Annotated in this window: 17 protein-coding genes and 1 riboswitch; of the genes, 10 read left to right on the top strand and 7 right to left on the bottom strand. The window is 74.8% G+C overall.

Annotation, left to right across the window (positions count from 1 at the left end; genetic code table 11):
* Nucleotides 1–66 precede the first annotated feature (66 nt).
* Entirely contained in the window at nt 67–1,122 is a 1,056-nt protein-coding gene (locus tag D7223_RS06975) for an LPXTG cell wall anchor domain-containing protein (protein WP_120726231.1), read from the bottom strand.
* A gap of 221 nt (nt 1,123–1,343) precedes the next feature.
* On the opposite strand from D7223_RS06975, the gene D7223_RS06970 reads away from it, so the two are divergent.
* On the top strand, nt 1,344–2,516 hold the full coding sequence (locus D7223_RS06970) for a S1 family peptidase (RefSeq protein WP_120726229.1): 1,173 nt from the start codon (nt 1,344–1,346) through the stop codon (nt 2,514–2,516).
* Between the two features lie 56 nt (nt 2,517–2,572).
* Here the strand turns inward: D7223_RS06970 and D7223_RS06965 are convergent, their stop codons facing one another.
* From D7223_RS06965 to D7223_RS06955, 3 genes are all read right to left on the bottom strand, one after another.
* Complete coding sequence (locus tag D7223_RS06965; protein ID WP_120726227.1) at nt 2,573–3,403, bottom strand: isocitrate lyase/PEP mutase family protein; 831 nt, start codon at nt 3,401–3,403, stop codon at nt 2,573–2,575.
* Between the two features lie 64 nt (nt 3,404–3,467).
* On the bottom strand, nt 3,468–5,144 hold the full coding sequence (locus tag D7223_RS06960) for a type III secretion system chaperone family protein (RefSeq protein ID WP_238161704.1): 1,677 nt from the start codon (nt 5,142–5,144) through the stop codon (nt 3,468–3,470).
* Nucleotides 5,141–5,623, bottom strand: a complete 483-nt coding sequence (locus tag D7223_RS06955; RefSeq protein WP_120726225.1) for a YbjN domain-containing protein — start codon at nt 5,621–5,623, stop codon at nt 5,141–5,143. Before D7223_RS06955 ends, D7223_RS06960 begins: the two co-directional genes overlap by 4 nt.
* 113 nt (nt 5,624–5,736) lie before the next feature.
* Between D7223_RS06955 and D7223_RS06950 the strand changes: the two genes are divergently transcribed.
* Nucleotides 5,737–8,205, top strand: a complete 2,469-nt coding sequence (locus D7223_RS06950; protein WP_120726223.1) for a DNA translocase FtsK — start codon at nt 5,737–5,739, stop codon at nt 8,203–8,205.
* A complete protein-coding gene (locus D7223_RS06945) occupies nt 8,195–8,602 on the top strand; it encodes a VOC family protein (RefSeq protein WP_120727060.1) in 408 nt (135 codons plus the stop codon). The genes D7223_RS06950 and D7223_RS06945 overlap by 11 nt, the downstream gene beginning before the upstream one ends.
* A 107-nt stretch (nt 8,603–8,709) precedes the next feature.
* On the opposite strand, the gene D7223_RS06940 is transcribed toward D7223_RS06945, so the two are convergent.
* Together D7223_RS06940 and D7223_RS06935 are read right to left on the bottom strand one after the other, a co-directional pair.
* Nucleotides 8,710–8,955 carry a hypothetical protein gene (locus D7223_RS06940; protein WP_120726221.1) on the bottom strand — a complete coding sequence of 82 codons (246 nt, stop codon included), beginning with the start codon at nt 8,953–8,955 and terminating at the stop codon, nt 8,710–8,712.
* Nucleotides 8,956–9,157: 202 nt separating this feature from the next.
* Nucleotides 9,158–9,472, bottom strand: a complete 315-nt coding sequence (locus D7223_RS06935) for a DMT family transporter (RefSeq protein ID WP_120727058.1) — start codon at nt 9,470–9,472, stop codon at nt 9,158–9,160.
* Nucleotides 9,473–9,531: 59 nt separating this feature from the next.
* A riboswitch (guanidine-III (ykkC-III) riboswitch) is annotated at nt 9,532–9,599 on the bottom strand.
* 114 nt (nt 9,600–9,713) lie between these two features.
* On the opposite strand from D7223_RS06935, the gene D7223_RS06930 reads away from it, so the two are divergent.
* The 7 genes from D7223_RS06930 to pspM all read left to right on the top strand — a co-directional run bounded on the left by D7223_RS06930 (nt 9,714) and on the right by pspM (nt 16,077).
* Entirely contained in the window at nt 9,714–10,661 is a 948-nt protein-coding gene (locus tag D7223_RS06930) for an ornithine cyclodeaminase family protein (RefSeq protein WP_120726219.1), read from the top strand.
* 60 nt (nt 10,662–10,721) lie between these two features.
* Nucleotides 10,722–12,227, top strand: coding sequence for a 30S ribosomal protein S12 methylthiotransferase RimO (gene rimO, locus D7223_RS06925; RefSeq protein ID WP_120726217.1), 1,506 nt, complete (start codon nt 10,722–10,724; stop codon nt 12,225–12,227).
* A gap of 77 nt (nt 12,228–12,304) precedes the next feature.
* Complete coding sequence (pgsA, locus tag D7223_RS06920; protein WP_120726215.1) at nt 12,305–12,898, top strand: CDP-diacylglycerol--glycerol-3-phosphate 3-phosphatidyltransferase; 594 nt, start codon at nt 12,305–12,307, stop codon at nt 12,896–12,898.
* Between the two features lie 107 nt (nt 12,899–13,005).
* Nucleotides 13,006–13,548: a CinA family protein gene (locus D7223_RS06915; RefSeq protein WP_120726213.1), complete on the top strand. Its 543-nt coding sequence runs from the start codon at nt 13,006–13,008 to the stop codon at nt 13,546–13,548.
* 169 nt (nt 13,549–13,717) lie between these two features.
* Entirely contained in the window at nt 13,718–14,170 is a 453-nt protein-coding gene (locus D7223_RS06910; RefSeq protein WP_120726211.1) for a helix-turn-helix domain-containing protein, read from the top strand.
* A gap of 240 nt (nt 14,171–14,410) precedes the next feature.
* Nucleotides 14,411–15,271 (top strand): PspA/IM30 family protein, encoded by an 861-nt coding sequence (locus D7223_RS06905; RefSeq protein ID WP_120726206.1) that lies wholly within the window; start codon nt 14,411–14,413, stop codon nt 15,269–15,271.
* A gap of 23 nt (nt 15,272–15,294) precedes the next feature.
* Nucleotides 15,295–16,077, top strand: a complete 783-nt coding sequence (pspM, locus tag D7223_RS06900) for a phage shock envelope stress response protein PspM (RefSeq protein WP_120726204.1) — start codon at nt 15,295–15,297, stop codon at nt 16,075–16,077.
* Between the two features lie 122 nt (nt 16,078–16,199).
* Here the strand turns inward: pspM and D7223_RS06895 are convergent, their stop codons facing one another.
* The gene (locus D7223_RS06895; RefSeq protein ID WP_120726202.1) at nt 16,200–19,829 is read right to left on the bottom strand and encodes a hypothetical protein; all 3,630 of its coding nucleotides are present in this window, start codon (nt 19,827–19,829) and stop codon (nt 16,200–16,202) included.
* Nucleotide 19,830 lies beyond the last annotated feature (1 nt).

Here is a 19,830-nt window from a genome sequence, read left to right as displayed (position 1 = left end):
GGCGGCCCGGGTCGGCCCGACTGGCGATCCTGCGCGGCCTCGCCGACGTGCGGATGCGCCGGACGGTCAGCCTCGGACCAGCCGGCGGCGGAACAGCAGCAGACCGCCGCCGAGGGCCACCAACGCCGCGCCGGCCAGCGCGTACCCGATGCTCCCCGATCCGGTGCGCGGCAGCTCGGCCGCCGCCGTGCCGGAGGGCGTGGCCGGCCCGGCCGTCGGCGCGCCGCCTCCGCTCCCGGTGCCCGTCGCGAGCCGCAGCGTCACCGAGGTGTCCGTGTTGGTGTAGCGGTTGGTCGGCGCCAGGTACAGGCGTACCGTCCGCGGGCCGCCGGTCACCGCCAGCCGCACCTGGTACGCGTCGGTGGCCTTGCCGGCGAGACGGCCGTTGCGCTGGATCTCGCAGCCGACGCCGTTCAGCCGGCCGCTGCCGGAGCAGTCCGGGTCGGTGACCCGCACGCCACTGGGAGTGGTGACGTTCAGCGAGTATCCGCCGATGTCGAAGGTGCCACTGTTGGTCACCCGCACCTGTACCACTGCCACCCCGTCGACCACCGGTCCGACCGTTGCCACCAGCCGCAGTGCGGTCCGGTCCGGCCAGTTGATCCGGAACTCGGCCGGCGGCTCGGTGCGTCCGGCAGTGTCCCGGCCGGCGACGGAGCCCCACGCCCGCACCCCGAAGACCGGCTCGCCGGTGGTCGAGACGAGGGTCAGCCGGTAGCTTCGGGTGCCGCCGGCCGGCACCTGCCCACCGCCGCAGCGCCAGGTCTGGGGCGCGCCGGCGACCGCGGCACAGTCGCCACCGGCGGTCACCTCCACCCCGGACGGCAACCGCAGCACGAACCAACCCCGGGCGGCGACCGTTCCCCGGTTGGTCACGACGACCGGCAGCGGCGCCGAGGGGCGCCACGGATCGCCGGAGAGGAAGACCAGGTCGCCCCGGGCCGTGATGGTCGCTCCGGTCCCCGGCGCGGTGGCCGACCGGCTCGGCGCGGGTGCGCCGCTCGGCGTTGCGGCTGACCGGCTCGGGGCAGGTGCGCCGGTCGGCGGGGTGGCGAGCGCGGGGGTCGCCAGGGGCAGGACGGACAGGACGGCGGCGGCGAGGACGGCGAGCGGACGGACCATGACGACTCCTTGAGATGGTGAACGTGACGCGGGTATCACCCGCGCGCCTCCGGCGCGGTTGCGGCGCTGTCGGATGACCGGCAGTGACCTCCCGGACGCAACCGGCCGGGTCGCTCGCACGTGTGCGGCTCGATCGTCGGCGGTCGATTCAACCGTCCGGGCTCCGCTTCCGTACTCCTGGCCGGCGGGCGTGACCGCGCCGGCCGGGAGGAGCGAGGCGGATGGACCGCAGACGGATGACAGCCATCGGCGTGATGGTCGCGACGGTGGGAGTCGCAGCGGCGGTGACCCTGCCGTCGTTCGCCGGGGAGGGCACGACCCGGCCGGACGGCGCGGCACGGCCGGCACCGGAAGGCGCCCCGCCGGAGATGGTCGACGCGCTGCGCCGCGATCTCTCGCTCAGCGCCGGGCAGGTCGCGGAGCGGCTGCGGACCGAGCAATGGGCCACCGGGGTCGTCGCCGAGCTGCGTACGGAGCTGGGCGCGGACTACGGCGGCAGCTGGCTGGGTGCGGACGGCACCACGCTGAACGTGGCGGTGGCCGACCGGGCCGACGCCGCACGGGTCCGCTCCGCGGGAGCGGTGCCCAAGGTGGTGCAGCGCGGCGTCGGTCAGCTCGACGGGTGGAAGACCCGGCTGGACCGGGCCGGCGGGTCGGCGTCCGACGCGGTGTCCGGCTGGTACGTCGACGTCGCCGACAACTCGCTGGTGGTGCTCGCCCGGCCGGGTGGGCAGGACGCCGCCTGGCGGCTGGTGGACCGCAGCGGAGTGCCCCGACCGGCGGTCCGGGTGGACGCCTCGGCGGAGGCCCCCCGGCTGCTGTTCGACGTGCGCGGCGGTGACCCGTTCACCATCGACGGCGGGGGCCGCTGCTCGGTCGGCTTCTCGGTGGTCGGCGGCTTCGTCACGGCCGGCCACTGCGGCCGGGTGGGCTCCCGGACGGCCGGCGCGAACGGTGTCGGCCAGGGTGTCTTCCGGGCCTCCTCGTTCCCCGGCGACGACTGGGCGTTCGTCCAGGTCAACAACGCGTGGACGGCGCAGCCGGTGGTGAACGACTTCAACGGTGGGACGGTGCCGGTGGCCGGCGCGCGGGAGGTACCGGTGGGCGCCTCGATCTGCCGGTCCGGCTCCACCACCGGGGCCCGCTGCGGGACCGTGCAGGCCCGCAACGCGACCGTGCGCTACCCGGAGGGGGTCGTCACCGGGCTGGTCCGGACCAACGTCTGCGCCGAACCCGGCGACTCCGGCGGGTCGTGGATCTCCGGTGACCAGGCGCAGGGCGTGACCTCGGGTGGTTCGGGGGACTGCCGTCGGGGCGGGGTGACGTTCTTCCAGCCGCTCGCGGAGATCCTGGCGGTCAACGACCTCACCCTGGTCACCACCGGCAACCGGTAGGTGCGGGGACGCCGGCGGGCCCTGGGTGACCGGGCCCGCCGGCGAGGGCTCCGACCCTAGGCGGACAGCGCGTTCAGCTCGCGGTAGGACAGCGGGTCGGCGAGCGAGTCGTACGAGCCTCGGGTGAGGACCTCCCGCGCGGCGCGCTGGACCAGCCCGTACGCCGCCTCGGCGAGGTTCGCCCCGAGGCTCACCCGGGCCACGCCCAGTCCGGCCAGGACGTCGACCGGGGGCGAACCGGGACCGGCGAGCACGTTGACCGGCGCGTCGATCCCGGCCACCAGCGCGCCGATGGTCTCCGGGTCGGCGACACCGGGCACGAAGATCCCGTCGGCACCGGCCGCCCGGTACGCCGCGGCCCGGCGCAGCGTCCTGTCCAGCCGGTCGGCGGGGTCGCCCACCGCGTACAGGTAGGTGTCGACGCGGGCGTTGACGAAGAGTCGTACCCCGGCGGCGTCGGCGGTCTCCCGGGCCGCCCGCAGCCGCGCGCACTGGTCGTCGACGTCGCGCAGCGGTTCGTCGGCGCCCGGCCGGGAGTCCTCGATGTTGACCCCGACGGCGCCGGCCGCGAGCACCCCGGCCACCGTCTCGGCGACGCCGGCCGGATCGACCCCGAACCCGCCTTCGACGTCGGCGGTGACCGGGACGGCGACGGCACCGGCGATCCGGTCGACGGCCGCCACCGCCGACTCGCGGTCCAGGACGTCGCCGTCGGGCCGGCCGAGGCTCCACGCGACCCCGGCGCTGGTGGTGGCGACCGCGGCCGCGCCGCAGGCCACGACGATCCGGGCGCTGGCCACGTCCCAGGCGTTGGGCAGCACGAGCGGGGAACCGGGGCGGTGCAGGTCGTGCAGGAGCAGGGCGCGGTCGGCGGGAGAGGTAGTCATGGCGGTGAGTCCATCAGCAACGGCCGCGGCGGGTCGAGCGAGTTCCGGACCTCACCGTCGTCGCTCAGGGCAGGGCGGCGACCGCCTCGGCGTACGCGACCCCGGTGCGGACCGCCGCGTCGACCAGCACGGTCACCTGCGCCGGGGTCACCCCGTGCGCCAGGTCGGTGGTGACGTCACCGACCAGCACCAGCTCCGACCCCAGGTCGTGCACGTACGCCGTCGGCAGCAGGCGGTCGTGGTTCCACGCGTTGCAGAAGGCGTACGCCTCGCTGCGCCGGTCGGCCGGCAGCCGGCGGTCGGCGACGCACCGCGCCTGGAGGATCTCCCCGCGCTCCCCGACGGTCCGGAACTGGACCAGCGCCTCGCCCCACCGGCCCGCCACGGTGCCTGCGGCGTCCACCGCGTAGCGGTCCCCGCGCCGGTCCAGGGCGGCGGTGACCAGCCCGACCCGCAGCGAGGTGAGGTCGTCTCCGGGCGTGGCGTCACCCACGTCCGGCCGGTCGCCGGGTTCGCCGGTCGGATCGTCGCCCCCATCGTCGTCCGGCGGTAGCGGAACCGCCTCGGCGAGTGCCCGCTCGGCCAGCCAACCGGCGATCCGGCCGGACTGGTGGCCGGTGCCGTTGCGCGCGTCGAAGCTGCCGGCCCACCGGGTGGCCAGGTCCAGCAGCGTCCCGCCCAGCGTGGTGACGTCGACCTCGGCGGCCGGCCGGTCCCCGTACGCCGGCCGGTGCACCCGCCGGCCGCCCAGCCCGGCCTCGCCGGCCACCGCGCAGACCAGTGCCCCGGCGGCGGCGAACTCCATCGCGGCCAGGTCGTCGGTGGGCCGGTCCAGCCGGGGCAGCTGTTCGGCGAGGACGTCCAGTCCCCGCTCGGGGTGGCCGCCCAGCGCGCACCAGCGTAGGTGCGCGGCGAGCTGGCCGAACGCGGACGGCTCCCGCCGGTGCCGCCGGTAGGCCCGCACGTGCGCCGCCGCGGCCCGTTCCGGCTCACCCGCCCGCAGCCACGGCAGCAGGGCGGCGGCGAGGGCGCGTTCCGGCTGGTCGGTGCAGTCCGCCCGGCCGTCGAACACCTCCCGCAGCTCGTCCAGCGCCCCCGACCAGTCGCCCCACCCGGCGAGCAGTTCCGCCCGGCGGACCGGGGCGCAGCCGGGGCATCCGCCGGCCGGGTCGGCGACGGCGGCGACCCAGTGGGCGTACCAGCGGCGGGCGGTCGGCTCGTCGCCGAGATGGTCGGCGATCCGGCAGCGCAACTCGGCGACCACCGCGCCGGGGCCGTCGCTTCCCGCCGGGTCCCCGTCCGGTGCGGGCCCGGTCGCGGTACGCCCGGCCAGGTCGTCCAGCAGGACGCGGGCCTGGTCCAGCCCGATCCGGGGGGTGGCCAGCAGCGCCTCGACCGCGTACCGCTGGTGGCGCAGCAACGCCCGCCGGTCGTCGGCGGGCAGCAGGTCCGGGCGGCGGTCCAGGGCGGCGCGGCACCGGCGGACCGGCTCGACCAGCCGCCACCGCTCCCCGTGCAGCAGGTACGCCTCGATCAACGCGAACCGGGCCGCCACGGCCGAGCGGTCGTCCCCGGTCGCGTCGGCGTGCGCCGCGATCCGTTCCAGCTCCGCGCTGCGCGCCTCGCCGTCGGGGGAGTCGAGCGCGTCGGCCAGCGCGTCGGCGAGTGCCCGGGTGTCCGCGCCGGTACGCCGGCCGGCGCGCCGGCCCGGCCACCCCAAGGGGTCCGGCCCGCCGGTCACGTCGCCACCCCGCCCGGCAGCCGGTCGACCTCGGCGGCCAACTGGCAGCCGGTGGAGATGCCGCAGTGCAGCAGGCGGTCCAACTGGTGCGGGGTCACCCCGCACTCCAGGTCGGTGATGACCTCGCCGCACACCCGGGCCTGCCCGTCGTCCTCGACGTGCACGAACGCCTTGGGCCACAGGTGGTCGTGGTTCCAGGCGTTGCAGAAGGCGTGCAACGCCGGGACGTACTCGATCGGGAACGCCGGCGCGGTCAGGGTGCGGACCTGTAGCAGTTCACCGGCGGCGCCCGGCCGCAGGAACCAGATGAGACTGTCGGCCCAGCGGCCGACCAGGTCACCGGCCGGGTCGGTGGTCACCGCGTAACCCCGGCCGGCCAGCACCGCGGCCACCAGCGCGCCGGTCAGCGGCCGCAACCGGTCCGGATGCCCGGCGAGCGGGTCGGCCGGGCCGTCCTCGGTACCCGGCGGCGACGCCATGGGGGCATCCCTTCTGCGGCGAATATCACGACGGACGGCGGATCCGCACGGCGACGCGCGGACACGACCCGGAAAAGCGGCGATCTGCCGGGTCCCGCCGTTAAGTTGATGCTATGGCGGGCCGTACCTCTCAGGCGAGCCGGCGACGCGGCGCGTCGCCGCGTGGCACCTCGAACAGTCGTGCCCGCCAACCGGCGAAGAAGACCCGCGCCCCGGCCCGTCGCCGGGGCACCGCCGCCCGCCCCGGCCCGGCCGTCTACGTCGGACGGGCCGTCGGAGCGGTGTGGATGGGTCTGGCGCACGGGGTGGGCTGGGCCGTCCGGGCCGCCGGCCGGCAGGCCGCCTCCGCCCGGGACCTCGACCCCGAGCACCGCCGCGACGGTGCCGGGCTGCTGGTGTTCGGGCTGGCCATGCTCAGCGCGGTGGCGATCTGGTTCTCCGGTGCCGGGCCGGTGGGCGCCCGACTGGCCGACAGCGTCCGGCTGTTCCTCGGCGCGATCGCCATCGTGGTGCCGGTCCTGCTGATGATCGGCGCGTGGCGGTTGATGCGCCAGCCGGCCGAGCCGGAACACCGGGGGCGCGGGCTGGTCGGCTGGAGTTCGATGCTGATCGCGACCGCCGCCCTGTTGCAGATCGGGCAGGCCCCGGTGGACGACGTGCAGCGGGACTTCGCCGGCGGGCTGGTCGGCGCCGGGGTCGGCAGCCTGCTGGAGCGCGCGGTCACCGCCTGGGTGGCGGTGCCGCTGCTGGTCCTGCTGCTGGTCTTCGGGCTGCTGCTGGTCACCGCCACGCCGATCAACAAGATTCCCGAACGGCTCGGTCTGCTGGCCGGCGCCGTGGTCGGTGCGCCACCGGGCACCGAGCAGGAGGTCGACGAGGAGGACGAGGAGCCGGCGAAGCCGGCCCGCCGTCGACCGGCGAAGCGGATGCCGCCCCCGCTGGACCCGGACGATTTCGACGACGTCGAGGGCGTGGACCTCCAGGACACCATCGTCCTGCCCCGCAAGGCGCCGGGGAAGGTGCCGGCGAGCCGCCGCCCGGTGGACCCGCCGGAGCACTCGGCACCGCCCACCCGGGCCGAACAGCTGGCCCTGACCGGCCTGGCCGGCGACTACACGCTGCCCCCGGCGAACCTGCTCAGCAACGGCTCGGCGCCGAAGACCCGGAGCAAGGCCAACGACGAGGTGATCGCCGCGCTGACCGGCGTCTTCGACCAGTTCGACGTGGACGCCGCGGTCACCGGCTTCACCCGCGGACCCACCGTGACCCGCTACGAGGTCGAGCTGGGACCGGGCGTCAAGGTCGAGCGGATCACCCAGCTCTCCCGCAACATCGCGTACGCGGTGAAGTCACCGGACGTCCGCATCCTCAGCCCGATCCCGGGCAAGAGCGCGGTCGGGGTGGAGATCCCGAACACCGATCCGGAGAACGTGTCGCTCGGCGACGTGCTGCGGTCACGGGCGGCCACCAGTGACCACCACCCGATGGTGGTGGCGCTCGGCAAGGACATCGAGGGCGGCTTCGTGGTGGCCAACCTCGCGAAGATGCCGCACATCCTCATTGCCGGTGCCACCGGCGCCGGCAAGTCGAGCTGCCTCAACAGTCTGCTGGTGTCCATCTTGACCAGGGCGACGCCGGACGAGGTGCGCCTGTTGCTGATCGACCCGAAGCGGGTCGAGATGACCGGGTACGAGGGCATCCCGCACCTGGTCACCCCGATCGTGACCAATCCGAAGAAGGCGGCCGACTCGCTGGACTGGGTGGTCCGCGAGATGGACATGCGCTACGACGACCTCGCCGCCAACGGGGTCCGGCACATCGACGACTTCAACCGCAAGGTACGCAACGGCGAGATCAAGGCCCCGCCGGGCAGCGAGCGGGAGATGCGCCCGTACCCGTACCTGCTGGTGATCGTGGACGAGCTGGCCGACCTGATGATGGTCGCGCCCCGCGACGTGGAGGACTCGGTCGTCCGGATCACCCAGCTCGCCCGGGCCGCCGGCATCCACCTGGTGCTGGCCACCCAGCGCCCCTCGGTCGACGTGGTCACCGGCCTGATCAAGGCCAACGTGCCGTCCCGGCTGGCCTTCGCCACCTCCTCCCTCGCCGACTCGCGGGTCATCCTCGACCAGCCGGGCGCGGAGAAGCTGCTCGGCCGCGGTGACGGCCTCTTCCTGCCGATGGGCGCGTCCAAGCCGGTCCGGATCCAGGGCGCCTGGGTGACCGAGCGCGAGATCGCCGACGTGGTGAAGTTCTGCAAGGACCAGCGGGAGCCGGAGTTCCGCCCGGACGTGCTCGCCCCCGCGCAGGACAACAAGAAGAAGATCGACGAGGACATCGGCGACGACCTGGACCTGCTGGTGCAGGCGGTCGAACTGGTGGTCACCTCGCAGTTCGGCTCCACCTCGATGCTCCAGCGCAAGCTGCGGGTCGGCTTCGCCAAGGCGGGCCGCCTGATGGACTTGATGGAGACCCGGGGTGTGGTCGGCCCGTCCGAGGGCTCCAAGGCGCGTGACGTGCTGGTGAAGCCGGACGAGCTGGAAGAGGTTCTGGTGGGCCTGCGTGGCGGCGATGACGGGTGACGGTGGCCCGCTCGGCGAGGAGGTCTTCCCGATCCTGACCGCGACCGACCTGCCGACCGCGCTCGGCTTCTACCGGGATCTGCTCGGCGGGACGCTCACCTACCGTTTTCCGGAGTCGGGCGACCCGGCCTTCGTGGTGCTGCGGTTCGGCGCCGACTCGGCCGGCGGCCAGGGTGGTGGCCAGATCGGCCTCGGCCAGCAGGAGGAGCCGGGCGAACTGACCAACGACCGGGTCACGCTCTGGGTCTACGTCGCCGACTGCGACGAGGCGCTGGCCCGGCTGCGCGCCGCCGGTGTGCCGGTGGCGGCGGAGCCGGTGGACCAGCCGTGGGGTGAGCGGATGGCGGTGGTTCGGGACCCGGACGGCAACCAGGTGATCGTCGCCAACCGGAACTGACGTTCCCCGTCGCGTCCGCTCGCCGCGGGGCCGGGTCGGCATGTCATCTCGACACGCCACGGGCCCGCCGGTCGAACCGGCGGGCCCGTGGCGTGGAGGCGACCAGGTCAGTTGTTGACGAGCGCCGCGAAGAGCACCATGTTGATCACAATGGCGGCCACGTTGGCGATGGCCGCGTACCAGCCCAGCGGCTTGTCGCCGAGGACCGCGCCGACGATGCCCAGGACCAGGCCGATGATGCCGAAGAGCAGCGGGTTGAGCAGGAGCGCGAGGCCCGCGAACACGAAACCGACGATCGTGCAGATGCGGGCGGCGTTGGTGCGGGGACGGGCGTTGCTGTGGACGTTGGCCATGTCTGCCTCCGGGGGATGAGAGCCTGCGGTGCCGCCCGATCTCTACCCACTGTCGCTCTTCGTCACGCCTCGACGGGTCTGGCCGACAAGATCGTGCTCCAACCACGAAGTAGTGGCCTCGCGAGCGCACCGATGCCCCTACTTCCCGGATCGGGCACGATCTTGCGTGGGCGTAAGCGTGGGCGTGCGGGGCGATGCGCGGTCAGTGGTAGATCTTCAGGCCGACCACGCCGGCCACGACCAGGAGCAGGCAGGCGATGCGGGGCAGACTGGCCGACTCGTTGAGGGCGAGCATCCCGACCAGGGCGGTGCCCACCGCGCCGATGCCGACCCACACCGCGTAGCCGGTGCCGACCGGGATCTCGCGCAGCGCGTACGCCAGGCCGGCCATGCTGAGCACCAGGGTGACCCCGAAGACGGCGGTCGGCAGGGGGCGGCTGAAGCCGTTGCTGCGGTCCAGGGCGATCGCCCAGGCGGTCTCGAGCAGTCCGGAGATCACGAGCACGATCCAGGCCACGGTGGTCACCTCGGCGAAAGCGGGTCCCGGGGTCGAAGGTCGGGACGACGGTTGAAGGTCGCGGGGCGTCTTGTCCTGACCGGGTACGCCCACCCTCGTCCGGCGGTGACCGGTGCGCCGGTGTGGTGCCGGCGGTGGATCGGCCACCGGGACCGACGCTAGCACCGGTCCGGACGGCCCGACGGTGACCTCTCCCACCGGGCGTTGAGTTGAAGTCGACTTCACGTCGCATGCTGGACCGATGACCATGCTTGTCACCGACCAGGAGGTCGCTGCCACCCTCGACGCCGCCGCCACGGTCGCGGCCATGCGGGACGCGTTGCGGGCCGCGTACGCCGGTCGGCTCGTCGCCCCGCCCCGCGCGTCGGCGTCGCTGGCGGGCGGGCGGATGGTGCTCACCGCCGGTCACCTCACCGGCGAGTGGTACGGCTACCGCTCGTACGACACGTTCGGCCTGCCCGAGTCGGCGCAGCTCGTGGTGCTGCACGACGCGCGGACCGGTGCGGTGCGGGCGGTCGCGGTCGGCGAGGAACTGGGCTCCCGGCGGACCGGCGGACTGGGCGGGGTGGCCATCGACGCACTCGCCCGTCCCGATGCGGCGACGATCGGCGTGATCGGCTCCGGCCGACAGGCGTGGACGCAGGTCTGGGCCGCCGCCGCGGTCCGCCCGCTGCGACAGATCCGGGTGCAGAGCCGCTCTGCTGCCCGGAGGGCGGCGTTCGCCGACCGGGTCCGCGCCGAGCTGGGCGTTCCGGCGGTGCCGGTGGGCACCGTCCGGGAGGCGGTCGCCGGCGCCGACGTGGTGGTCCTCGCCACCACCAGCGTCACCCCGGTGCTCGACGCGGCCGATCTGGCCCCGGGCACCCACGTCAACGCGGTCGGCTTCAAGCAGGCCGACCGGCACGAGTTCGGCACCGACCTGCTGGAGCGCGCCGAGGTGCTGGTCACCGACTCACCGGTCCAGGCGACCGCGTACGTGCCGCCGATGCTCGCCGCCGTCGAACCGTACGCCGGACGGCTGCGCGACCTGGGCGCGGTGCTCGCCGGGGCGGTCGCCGGCCGGACCACCGCGGACCAGGTGTCGGTCTTCTGCTCCACCGGGCTGGCCGGTACCGAGGTCTTCCTCCTCGACCGGCTGGTCCGGGCCGGCGCGGCGGTCGTCCGACCGGCCGGCGGACACCGGATGTGAGCCGGCCGATGCCGGCGGGCCGCCGTTGACGGTCCGGGCCGCCGCGCCCGGTACCCTCGGATGGTGTCTGCCACCTCTCCTTCCGACAACACCGCCGACGGCCGCCGGGTCGCCCTGCTGACCCTGGGCTGCGCCCGCAACGAGGTCGACTCGGAGGAGCTGGCCGCCCGGCTGCACGCCGACGGTTGGCAGGTCACCACCGACGGCGAGGGCGCCGACGTGGTGGTGGTCAACACCTGCGGTTTCGTGGAAAAGGCCAAGCAGGACTCCATCCAGACGTTGCTCGCCGCCGCCGGGACCGGCGCGAAGGTGGTGGCCGCCGGCTGCATGGCCGAGCGGTACGGGCGGGAGCTGGCCGAGAGCCTGCCCGAGGCGCAGGCGGTGCTGAGCTTCGACGACTACCCGGACATCGCGGCCCGGCTCGACGCCGTCGTCGCCGGCACCAGGCTCGACGCGCACGTCCCGCGGGACCGTCGTGAGCTGCTGCCGCTGACCCCGGTCAACCGGCGGGCCGCCGCCGTGTCGCTGCCCGGCCACGGCACCCCCACCCGGTCGGCGCTGGAGACCGACGAGCACACCCCGGCCCACCTGCGGCAGGTGCTGCGGCACCGGCTCGACACCGGCCCGGTCGCGTCGCTCAAGCTGGCCAGTGGTTGCGACCGACGCTGCGCGTTCTGCGCCATTCCCGCCTTCCGCGGCGCGTTCGTCTCGCGTACGCCGGACGAGCTGCTCGCCGAGGCGGAGTGGCTGGCCAAGACCGGCGTCCGCGAGCTGGTGCTGGTCAGTGAGAACTCGACGTCGTACGGCAAGGACCTGGGCGATCCGCGGGCGCTGGAGAAGCTGTTGCCGCAGCTCGCCGCGATCGACGGCATCGTGCGGGTGCGGGCCAGCTACCTCCAGCCGGCCGAGACGCGGCCCGGCCTGGTCGAGGTGATCGCCACCACACCCGGCGTGGCGCCGTACTTCGACCTGTCGTTCCAGCACTCCAGCGAGCCGGTGCTGCGCCGGATGCGCCGTTTCGGCTCCACCGACCGGTTCCTGGACCTGCTGGCCGCGGCCCGGGCGCTGGCCCCCGAGGCGGGCGCACGGAGCAACTTCATCGTCGGCTTCCCGGGAGAGACCAGGTCCGACGTGGCGGAACTGGTCCGGTTCCTGACCGAGGCGCGGCTGGACGCGATCGGCGTGTTCGACTACAGCGACGAGGACGGGACCGAGGCCGCCGGCCTGCCCGGCAAGGTGTCCGCCGGGACGATCAAACGACGCTACGACAGGCTCGCCGCGCTCACCGACGAGCTGTGCTCGCAGCGGGCCGAGGAGCGGCTCGGCTCCACCGTCGAGGTGCTGGTGGACTCGGTCGACGGCGGCGTGGTCGAGGGTCGCGCCGCGCACCAGGCGCCCGAGGTGGACGGCTCGACGACCCTGGTCGCCCCGGTCGAGGGCGGGGTCGACCTGGCCGCCCTGCGTCCGGGTGACCTGGTCCGCGCCACGGTCACCGCGACCGAAGGGGTGGACCTGGTGGCGGTCCCGGATGAGATGATCTCGGCGGCGCCCGGCGCGGCGCGGTGACGGCAGGCCCGGAGCGAACGAGGGAGCCACATGGTGGGGGGTCAGGTGCGCCATGGCGACCGGAGCGGGACGCGGCGGTGACCGGGGCGACGGAGTCGACGGTGCCGCCGGTGGTGGCCCGGGTGCCCGTCCTCAACGCGGCGAACGCGCTGACCCTGCTGCGCCTGGTGCTGGTGCCGGTCTTCGGCGCCTCGGTGGTCGTCTCCGGGATGACGCACGCCGGCTGGCGGATCGCCGCCTGCCTGATCTTCGCGGTGGCGTCGGTGACGGACCTGGTGGACGGCTGGATCGCCCGCCGGTTCGGGCTGGTCACCTCCGTCGGGAAGGTCGCCGACCCGATCGCCGACAAGGCGCTCACCGGTGCCGCGCTCCTGCTGCTCTCCTGGTACGACCTGCTGCCCTGGTGGGTGACGGCCGTCATCCTGGCCCGGGAGCTGGGCATCACCGCGCTGCGCTTCTGGGTGCTCCGGCACGGGGTGATCGCGGCCAGCCGGGGCGGCAAGATCAAGACGGCGCTGCAGATCCTCGCCATCACCTGGTACCTCTGGCCGATGCCCGCCGCCCTCGCCGCGGTCGGCCCGTGGATCATGGCCGCCGCGGTGGCGGTCACGGTGCTCACCGGCTTCGACTACCTCGCCCGCGCCCTGCGCCTCCGCCGCCCCAGCCCCTGAACCCCGATGGTCGACCATGAAGCTGTCCCCACCGTGCGCGGGCGTGCCGGCACAACCACTTCATGATCGACGAGGTTGATCGGGAAGTGCGGGGGAAGGAGAGCGGGATGGAGACCGAGACCGACGCGGCAGGGGTACGACCGGCCGGTTCCCCGGCGGCCGGCGTGGTGCACAGCCTCGCCCAGCGGCGGGAGACCCTGGCCACGGTCGAGTCGTTGACCGGTGGCCTGGTGGCCGCCTCGATCGTGGAGATCGCCGGGGTGAGCAGCGTCTACCAGGGTGGGCTGGTGGTCTACGCCACCGAGTTGAAGGCGCGGCTGGCCGGCGTACCGGAGGACCTGCTCGACGCCCGCGGCCCGGTCGACCCGGACGTCGCCGTGGCGCTCGCCGAGGGTGGTCGGCGGCGCTGTGCGGCCGACTGGGGCCTGGCCACCACCGGCGTGGCCGGCCCGGAACCGCAGGACGGCAACCCGGTCGGTCTGGTCTACGTGGCGGTGGCCGGCCCGTCCGGCAGCGAGGTGCGCCGGCTCGACCTGGACGGTGGCCGGGACCACATCCGCGCCGCCGCGGTGATCGAGGCGCTGCGGCTGCTCGCCGAGCGGGTCCACGCCCTGGACCACGACGCCGCGACCGCCGGCAGCGCGGCCTGACCCGACCGTCCCGACCCGTCCCGGCCCTCGGATTGGACGGGCGGGGTGGGATGTCGGCCGGGCCGGCAACGGGTACGGTTGCGGGAAGGCTCCGTCGGTCGGGTCGGCACGGTGGATCGTGCCGGGCCGGTTGGCCGGGGTGACGAGGTGTTCCCCCAGGGGAGGTGCGATGGTCCTGCTACGCCGGGTGATCGGTGACGCGCTGCGGGCACGCCGGCAGGGGCAACACCGCACGCTGCGCGAGGTGTCCTCCGCCGCCAACGTCAGCCTCGGTTACCTGTCCGAGATCGAACGCGGACACAAGGAGCCGTCCAGCGAACTGCTCGCCGCCATCTGCGACGCCCTCGGTGCCCGACTCTCCGAGCTGCTCCGCGAGGTCAGCGACACGGTGGCGCTCGCCGAGCAGATGCCCGGCGTGCTGGTCCCGGTCGCCGACGAGCCGGTCGAGGCCACCACGGTCGCGGCGGCGGCCACCGTGCGCAAGGCCACCAACCGGGGCGTACGCCAGGTCACCTCGGACGGCGCCGTCGCGGTCCAGGTCCGGCAGGACTCCCCGCTCAAGGCCACGCTGCGCAGCACGCGGGTCCGCAAGGGCGACCGCGACGTGGTCTGCGCCGCCTGATCCGCCCCCCGACCCGCGCCGACCACGCTTGCGGGATCGAGGCCGTCGCGCACCCCGTGGTCGGTGCCTCCTACGCCGCGTAGGGTTGATCGCGGACGGTGTCGGCACGAGCCCGGTTGACCGGTCCGGATGCCCGGGTGGCATGCGGCTGGGACGATGGAGTCACTGCCGTGCCGGAGGCCGGCCGGTGGCCACCGGCCCGTCGAGGCGGAGCGACGCGACTGAGGGGATACCGCGGAGATGGCGAACCCGTTCGTCAAGGGTTGGAACTACCTGATGGCGCTGTTCGGCGCCAAGATCGACGAGCATGCCGATCCCAAGGTGCAGATCCAGCAGGCCATCGAGGACGCGCAGCGCCAGCACCAGGCGCTCGTCCAGCAGGCCGCAGCGGTGATCGGCAACCAGCGGCAGCTGGAGATGAAGCTCTCCCGGCAGATGACCGAGGTCGAACGGCTCCAGGGCAACGCCCGTCAGGCCCTCGTCCTGTCCGACCAGGCCCGGGCCCGGGGTGACGAGGCCGAGGCCGGCCGCTACGAACAGTCCGCCCAGACCCTCGCCACCCAGCTGGTCTCCGCCGAGCAGGCCACCGAGGACCTGAAGACCCTGCACGACCAGGCGCTCGGCGCCGCCGCGCAGGCCCGCAAGGCGGTCGAGAACAACTCGATGATCCTCCAGCAGAAGCTCGCCGAGCGGACCCGCCTGCTCAGCCAGCTGGAGCAGGCCCGGATGCAGGAGAGCGTCGCGGCCTCGCTGGAGTCGATGTCGGCGCTCACCGCTCCGGGCAACACTCCCAGCCTGGACGAGGTGCGGGACCGCATCGAGCGGCGCTACGCCAACGCGATGGGCCGGGCCGAGCTGGCCGGCAACTCCGCCGAGGGTCGGATGCTGGAGATCCAGAAGGCGACCCTCGACTCGGCGGGCTCCGCACGGCTCGAACAGATCCGGTCGAGCATGGCCGGTGAGCAGCTCGCCGGCCAGCAGGACCAGCCCGCCGTGGAGCGCACCACCCCCGCCGCCGACCCGGGTGCCGCCAAGCTCGACGAGATCCGGGCCAGCATGGCCCGGGACCGGAGCAGCGGCGACAGCACCGCCGCCGGCTGAGCGGCAGCGTCGAGGAGGCACAGGTGGCAGACGAGCGTACGCGCTACTTCCGGCGACTCGGCCGGCTGCGCCGGTCGGCACGCCGGTGGAGCGTCACGGCCGGCGGGCTCGCCGGGGCGGCCGCGGTGCTGACCCCGTACGCCGGGCTGGGTCTGCCCGACGCGGCGTGGGCCGCCGGTGCGGGCGGCGCGCTGGTGCTCACCGCCTGGCGCTGGCTCGACCTGCGCGCGCTGGCGGCCCAACCCGCGCCGCCCGCGCTCGACCCCGCCGAGACCGCGGCCCGTTCCCGGGCGCGGCTGGTCGCCGCCGTGGAGCGGCTGCCGGTCGGCCCGGGGGTGCTCGCCGAGGTACGCCGGGTGCGTTCCCGGGTGGCGCTGCGCGGCACCTCCGCGGCCGAGCCGTGGGCGCGGCTGGACCGGGCGGCGCTGACCCTGGCCGGGATGACGTCCCGACTGACCGGGCTGGCCGGGCCGGCGGTGCCCGAGGCGGCCGCCGCCGACCGCTCGCTGCGGGACCTGGCCGGACGGGTGGCCGCCGTCGAGCGGACGCTGCGACTCGCCCCACCCGACGCGCGACCGCCCCTGGCCGAGGCGCACGCGGCACTCGCCGAGCAGCTGGAGAGTGGCGTGGCCGCGTACGAGCGGTTGGTGGTGGCCGCCGCCGGCTACGTCGCGGAGGACTCCCGTCCGGGCGTCGAGCCGCTGGCGGCGACCCGCCTGATCGAGGCGACCGACCTGCTGCACGGAGTGTCGTCGGCACTGGCCGAACTCCGCACCGTCGATCCCGCCCCCCTCCGCTACCCCTGACCCCCTCGCACCCTCCGTGCCGTCGTGCCCGCGCGCCGTCGTGCCCGCGCGCATTTTCACGGAAAAAGCGTGCTCGGCGGGCGGATCCGCCTCGGTGGGCGAGCGCGCGCTCGGCGGGCGGGTCAGGTGGGGGTTGTCGCGGTCAGCGGGGTGCTGAAGGGGGAGGTGCCGACGACGTTGAACGAGCGGACGCGGTAGTGGTAGGTGACGCCCCGGGCCAGACCGCTGTTGGTGAAGCCGCGACCGTTGACGGTGAACGTGGCCAGTTCCCGGGTGAACGCCGGGTCCAGCGCCCGTTGGACGACGAAGCCCGCCCCCGGCACGCTCGGCGTGGTCGCGGCCCAACCGAGGACCACCGTCGCGGTGTCCGGTCCCGGTGCGGTGGCGGTGACGGTCAGCCCGGTGGGTACGGCGGGACGGGGCGGCGTGGTCACCTGCGCCACGGTCGACCAGGGGGCGGCGGCGCCGAGGTACGTGGTGCGGACCCGGTAGTAGTACGTCGTCTCCGGTGCCACCGCGGGGTCCAGGTGGTTGTCGCCGACCCCGATCGCGGTGGTGCCGGGGCCGCTGGTGAAGGTGGGGTTGGTGGCTCGCTGCACGTCGACCCCGGTGGCGAAGGACCGGTTGGCCCAGCGCAGCGCCACCCGCAGCGGCGCGGCCGGGGGCACCGCCGCGGTGAGCCCGGTCGGGGCGGTGAGGCGCACCGACGCGGGCACGCTGTTGGACCAGGTGGAGCAGGCGACGGCGTTCTCGGCACGGATCCGGTAGTGGTAGGTCACCCCGGGGATGACACTGGCGTCGGTCCACCGGGTCGCGGTCGCCGCCACGGTGATCGACGTCAGCCCGGTGCTGAAGGTGGCGTCGGTGGCCCGCTGGAGCAGGTGACTGGTGGCCGGCGGGCGGCTGCCGTTGCCGGTCCAGGCCAACGCGATGGCCGGCAGGGCGGTGGCGGACCCGGGCGCCGGGGTGGCGGTCAGCCCGGTGGGTGCGTTCGGGGCCACCCGCAGCACCAGGGGTCGGCTCATGCCGAGGTCGCGGTGGCCGGCGAGCTGGGTGTGCCAGCGGTACTCCCAGCCCAGGTTGACGAGCTGGTTCACCACCTGCGCGGGCCGCCCGTCCACCGGGCTGACCGGGGTCGAGCCGCTCCGGGCGCCGGCCGGCCGGGTCGGGTCCAGCAGCCGTACGCTGTTGCCGATCTTGAAGGGAAGGGTGGGCGGGACCGGCCGCAGCGCCACCACCACGTCCTCCCGCGGGTCGACCCGGATCACCTGCTTCCAGCCCAGCTCGTTGGGGCGCGGCGGGCGCAGGGTGCCGTCCCAGCCGACCCGGTTGACCAGTTGCAGGTCGCAGCCGTCCAGCCGGATCGGCTGGGTCTGCCGGCCGTCGCCACGGATCCGCCACACCTGGGTGCCGTCGGCGGGCGCCCCGACCGGTAGCGCCGGGTCGCTGACGTGCACCACCTCGGTGGCCGGGTCGGTGGGGCCGAGCGGCAGGGCGGCCGGGGAGAGCGGCCCGGCGTGCGGGTGGCCGACACCGAGCCGACCGGCCAGCCGGCCGTGGTCGGGCTCGAAGACCTGCTGCACCGCCTTGACCGCGAGCGGTAGCAGGACCGGCGCGCTCGCACCGGCCGGGGTGAAGGTGACCGTGGTGGCGTGCACCGGGACCAGGGTCTCCCGGGCGGTCCGGGTGCCGAAGGCCGCGTCGTACGCCGGTTGCGGCACGATCGGTGGCCGCTGGCTGGCCGCGTACGCGTGGGGCAGCCGTTCCCGCAGCCGGGCCAGGTCGTACGGCGGGGACGGGTCACCGGCCACCCGGAACTGGAGCAGGGTGCGGGTGTTCGGCCCGTACCCGGGTCGGCTCGGTGGGGTGCCGCCCTCGGCGGCGAGGTCCGGCGCTCCGGTGTGGTGGTCGTACCGGGGGTCGAAGCCGGGCAGCGGTGCCGGCGCGTCGTTGTAGAGGACCAGGTTCGTGCCGGGTGCGACGGTGGAGAAGTCGACCAGCACGTCGGCCTGCTCCCCGGGGGCGAGCAGCAGGGCGTGCCCGTCGACGTTGAGCACGGTGGGGTCGCGGCGGTCGTACCGGTAGCTGACCGGGCGGCTGGGGATCACCGCCGGGGCCGGCAGCAGGCCGCCCTCGTTGCCGATCTGCACGAGGTCCGGCCCGACGGCGGCCGGGTCGGGCACGCCGCCGTCCCGCCCGTCGGTCGGCCAGCCGGGGGGCCGGCCGGGTGCCCGGACGGCCGCCACCATCGGCACCTCGCCGGACTCCGGGCCGGCACCGGCGGCCCGGTAGAGCTGGAGGTTGAGGCTGCGGTCGGTGCAGGCGTTGAGGATCCGGAACCGGTAGGTGCGGGGTGCGACCGCCAGCCACGGGTAGGCCACCCCGTTGACCAGGACCGTGTCGCCGAAGGTCTCCGGTACCGCGGACGGGTGCGGCACCCGCGGCGCCATCGGTGGCTCGTCCGGCGCGGTGACCGGATCGTGGTGGGGATTCGGCGCCGGATCGGGGGCGTCCGCCCGGCCGGTGCCGCCGCCGTCCGCGCCGGCGGCGGTACGCGACCACGACCCGTGATCCCAGCGGCCGGTCGGGTTGCGTCCGTCGTCCCGGTACGGGTTCTGCCGTACCTGGTAGACGTGCGGGTGCCAGAGGCTGCCCCGGGCGCCCCACCGGTCCCGGTCCCAGGTCGGGTCCTCGGCGGCGAGCTGGGTGTCGTCCGGGACGAACGTCTTGTCCTCGAACACCAGCGGTACCTGTTCGGCGGGCAGCACCCCGTCGGCGACCAGCTCGTCCTCGGCGGGGTCGGTGAGCAGGTACAGCGCGACCTGTCCGGAGTAGACGGTGAGGCGGGACAGGCCGGCGGTGTTGTCGTGGAACCAGAGCAGCCGGCCGCTCTGGTCGTTGGGGAAGTAGAAGGTGGTCGCGCCGGCACCGGGCTCCGGCATGTCCGGCACGTGGGTCAGCCCGACGCCGGTCGGGTACGGGGTGATCTCGCCCGCCGGGGTGATCCACTGCCACGGGTTGCCGGCGCTGATCCAGCCGGTCTGCGCGCCGGCCAGGTGCAGCACCGCCCGGTTCTGCGGGTAGGGCGCCGGGCCGTCGAGCGGGCCGACGCCCGCGCCGTCCAGGGTGTCGTCGACCGGCAGGAAGAGGTCGCCGGCCCGGCCGGTGGGGAGCTGGTTGATGAACTTCACCCGGACCGGCCGGCCCCGCCGGGCGACCACCACCGGCCCGAGGTGCCACGGCCGATCCGGTGGGGTGACGGTGTTGTGCCCGGTGCCGTCGGTGCCCAGGTTGAGCTGCCGGTAGCCGCGCAGCCGGGTCGCCGGCAGGTCCCGGTGCAGGCGCTGGGCGTACTCCTGGAGGCCGATCTCGTAGTAGTCGCAACCCGGGTGGCTGATGGTGTCCGGCACCGCGACCGGCAGCCCGGTGGCGGGACCCGGGCCGGTGGTCGGGCCGGTGGCCAGGGTGGGCAGGGGGTCCACGAACTTCCGCAGGCCGGTGCCGGGTGTCACCCGACCGTCGGCGTCGACGACCGGCAGGGGACTGTGGGCGAAGTTGGGCACCGTTCCGAAGCACCGTGGCCGTGCGGTCGGGTCGAGGCTCGCCGTGGTGGGCGTACCGGACGGTCCGGGGTCGTCCGTCCGCCGCGCGGCGGGCACGGCCCCGGACGGCGGACGTCCGTCCGCCGGTTCCGGACCGCCGGGGATCGCCCGATCCGGTCGAGGTAGGCGGATCCTGCGGAAGATGTCCATG

It is taken from the genome of Micromonospora endolithica (assembly GCF_003626595.1).
Lineage (GTDB): Bacteria > Actinomycetota > Actinomycetes > Mycobacteriales > Micromonosporaceae > Micromonospora > Micromonospora endolithica.
This window is presented reverse-complemented; position numbering and strand designations above follow the sequence as displayed.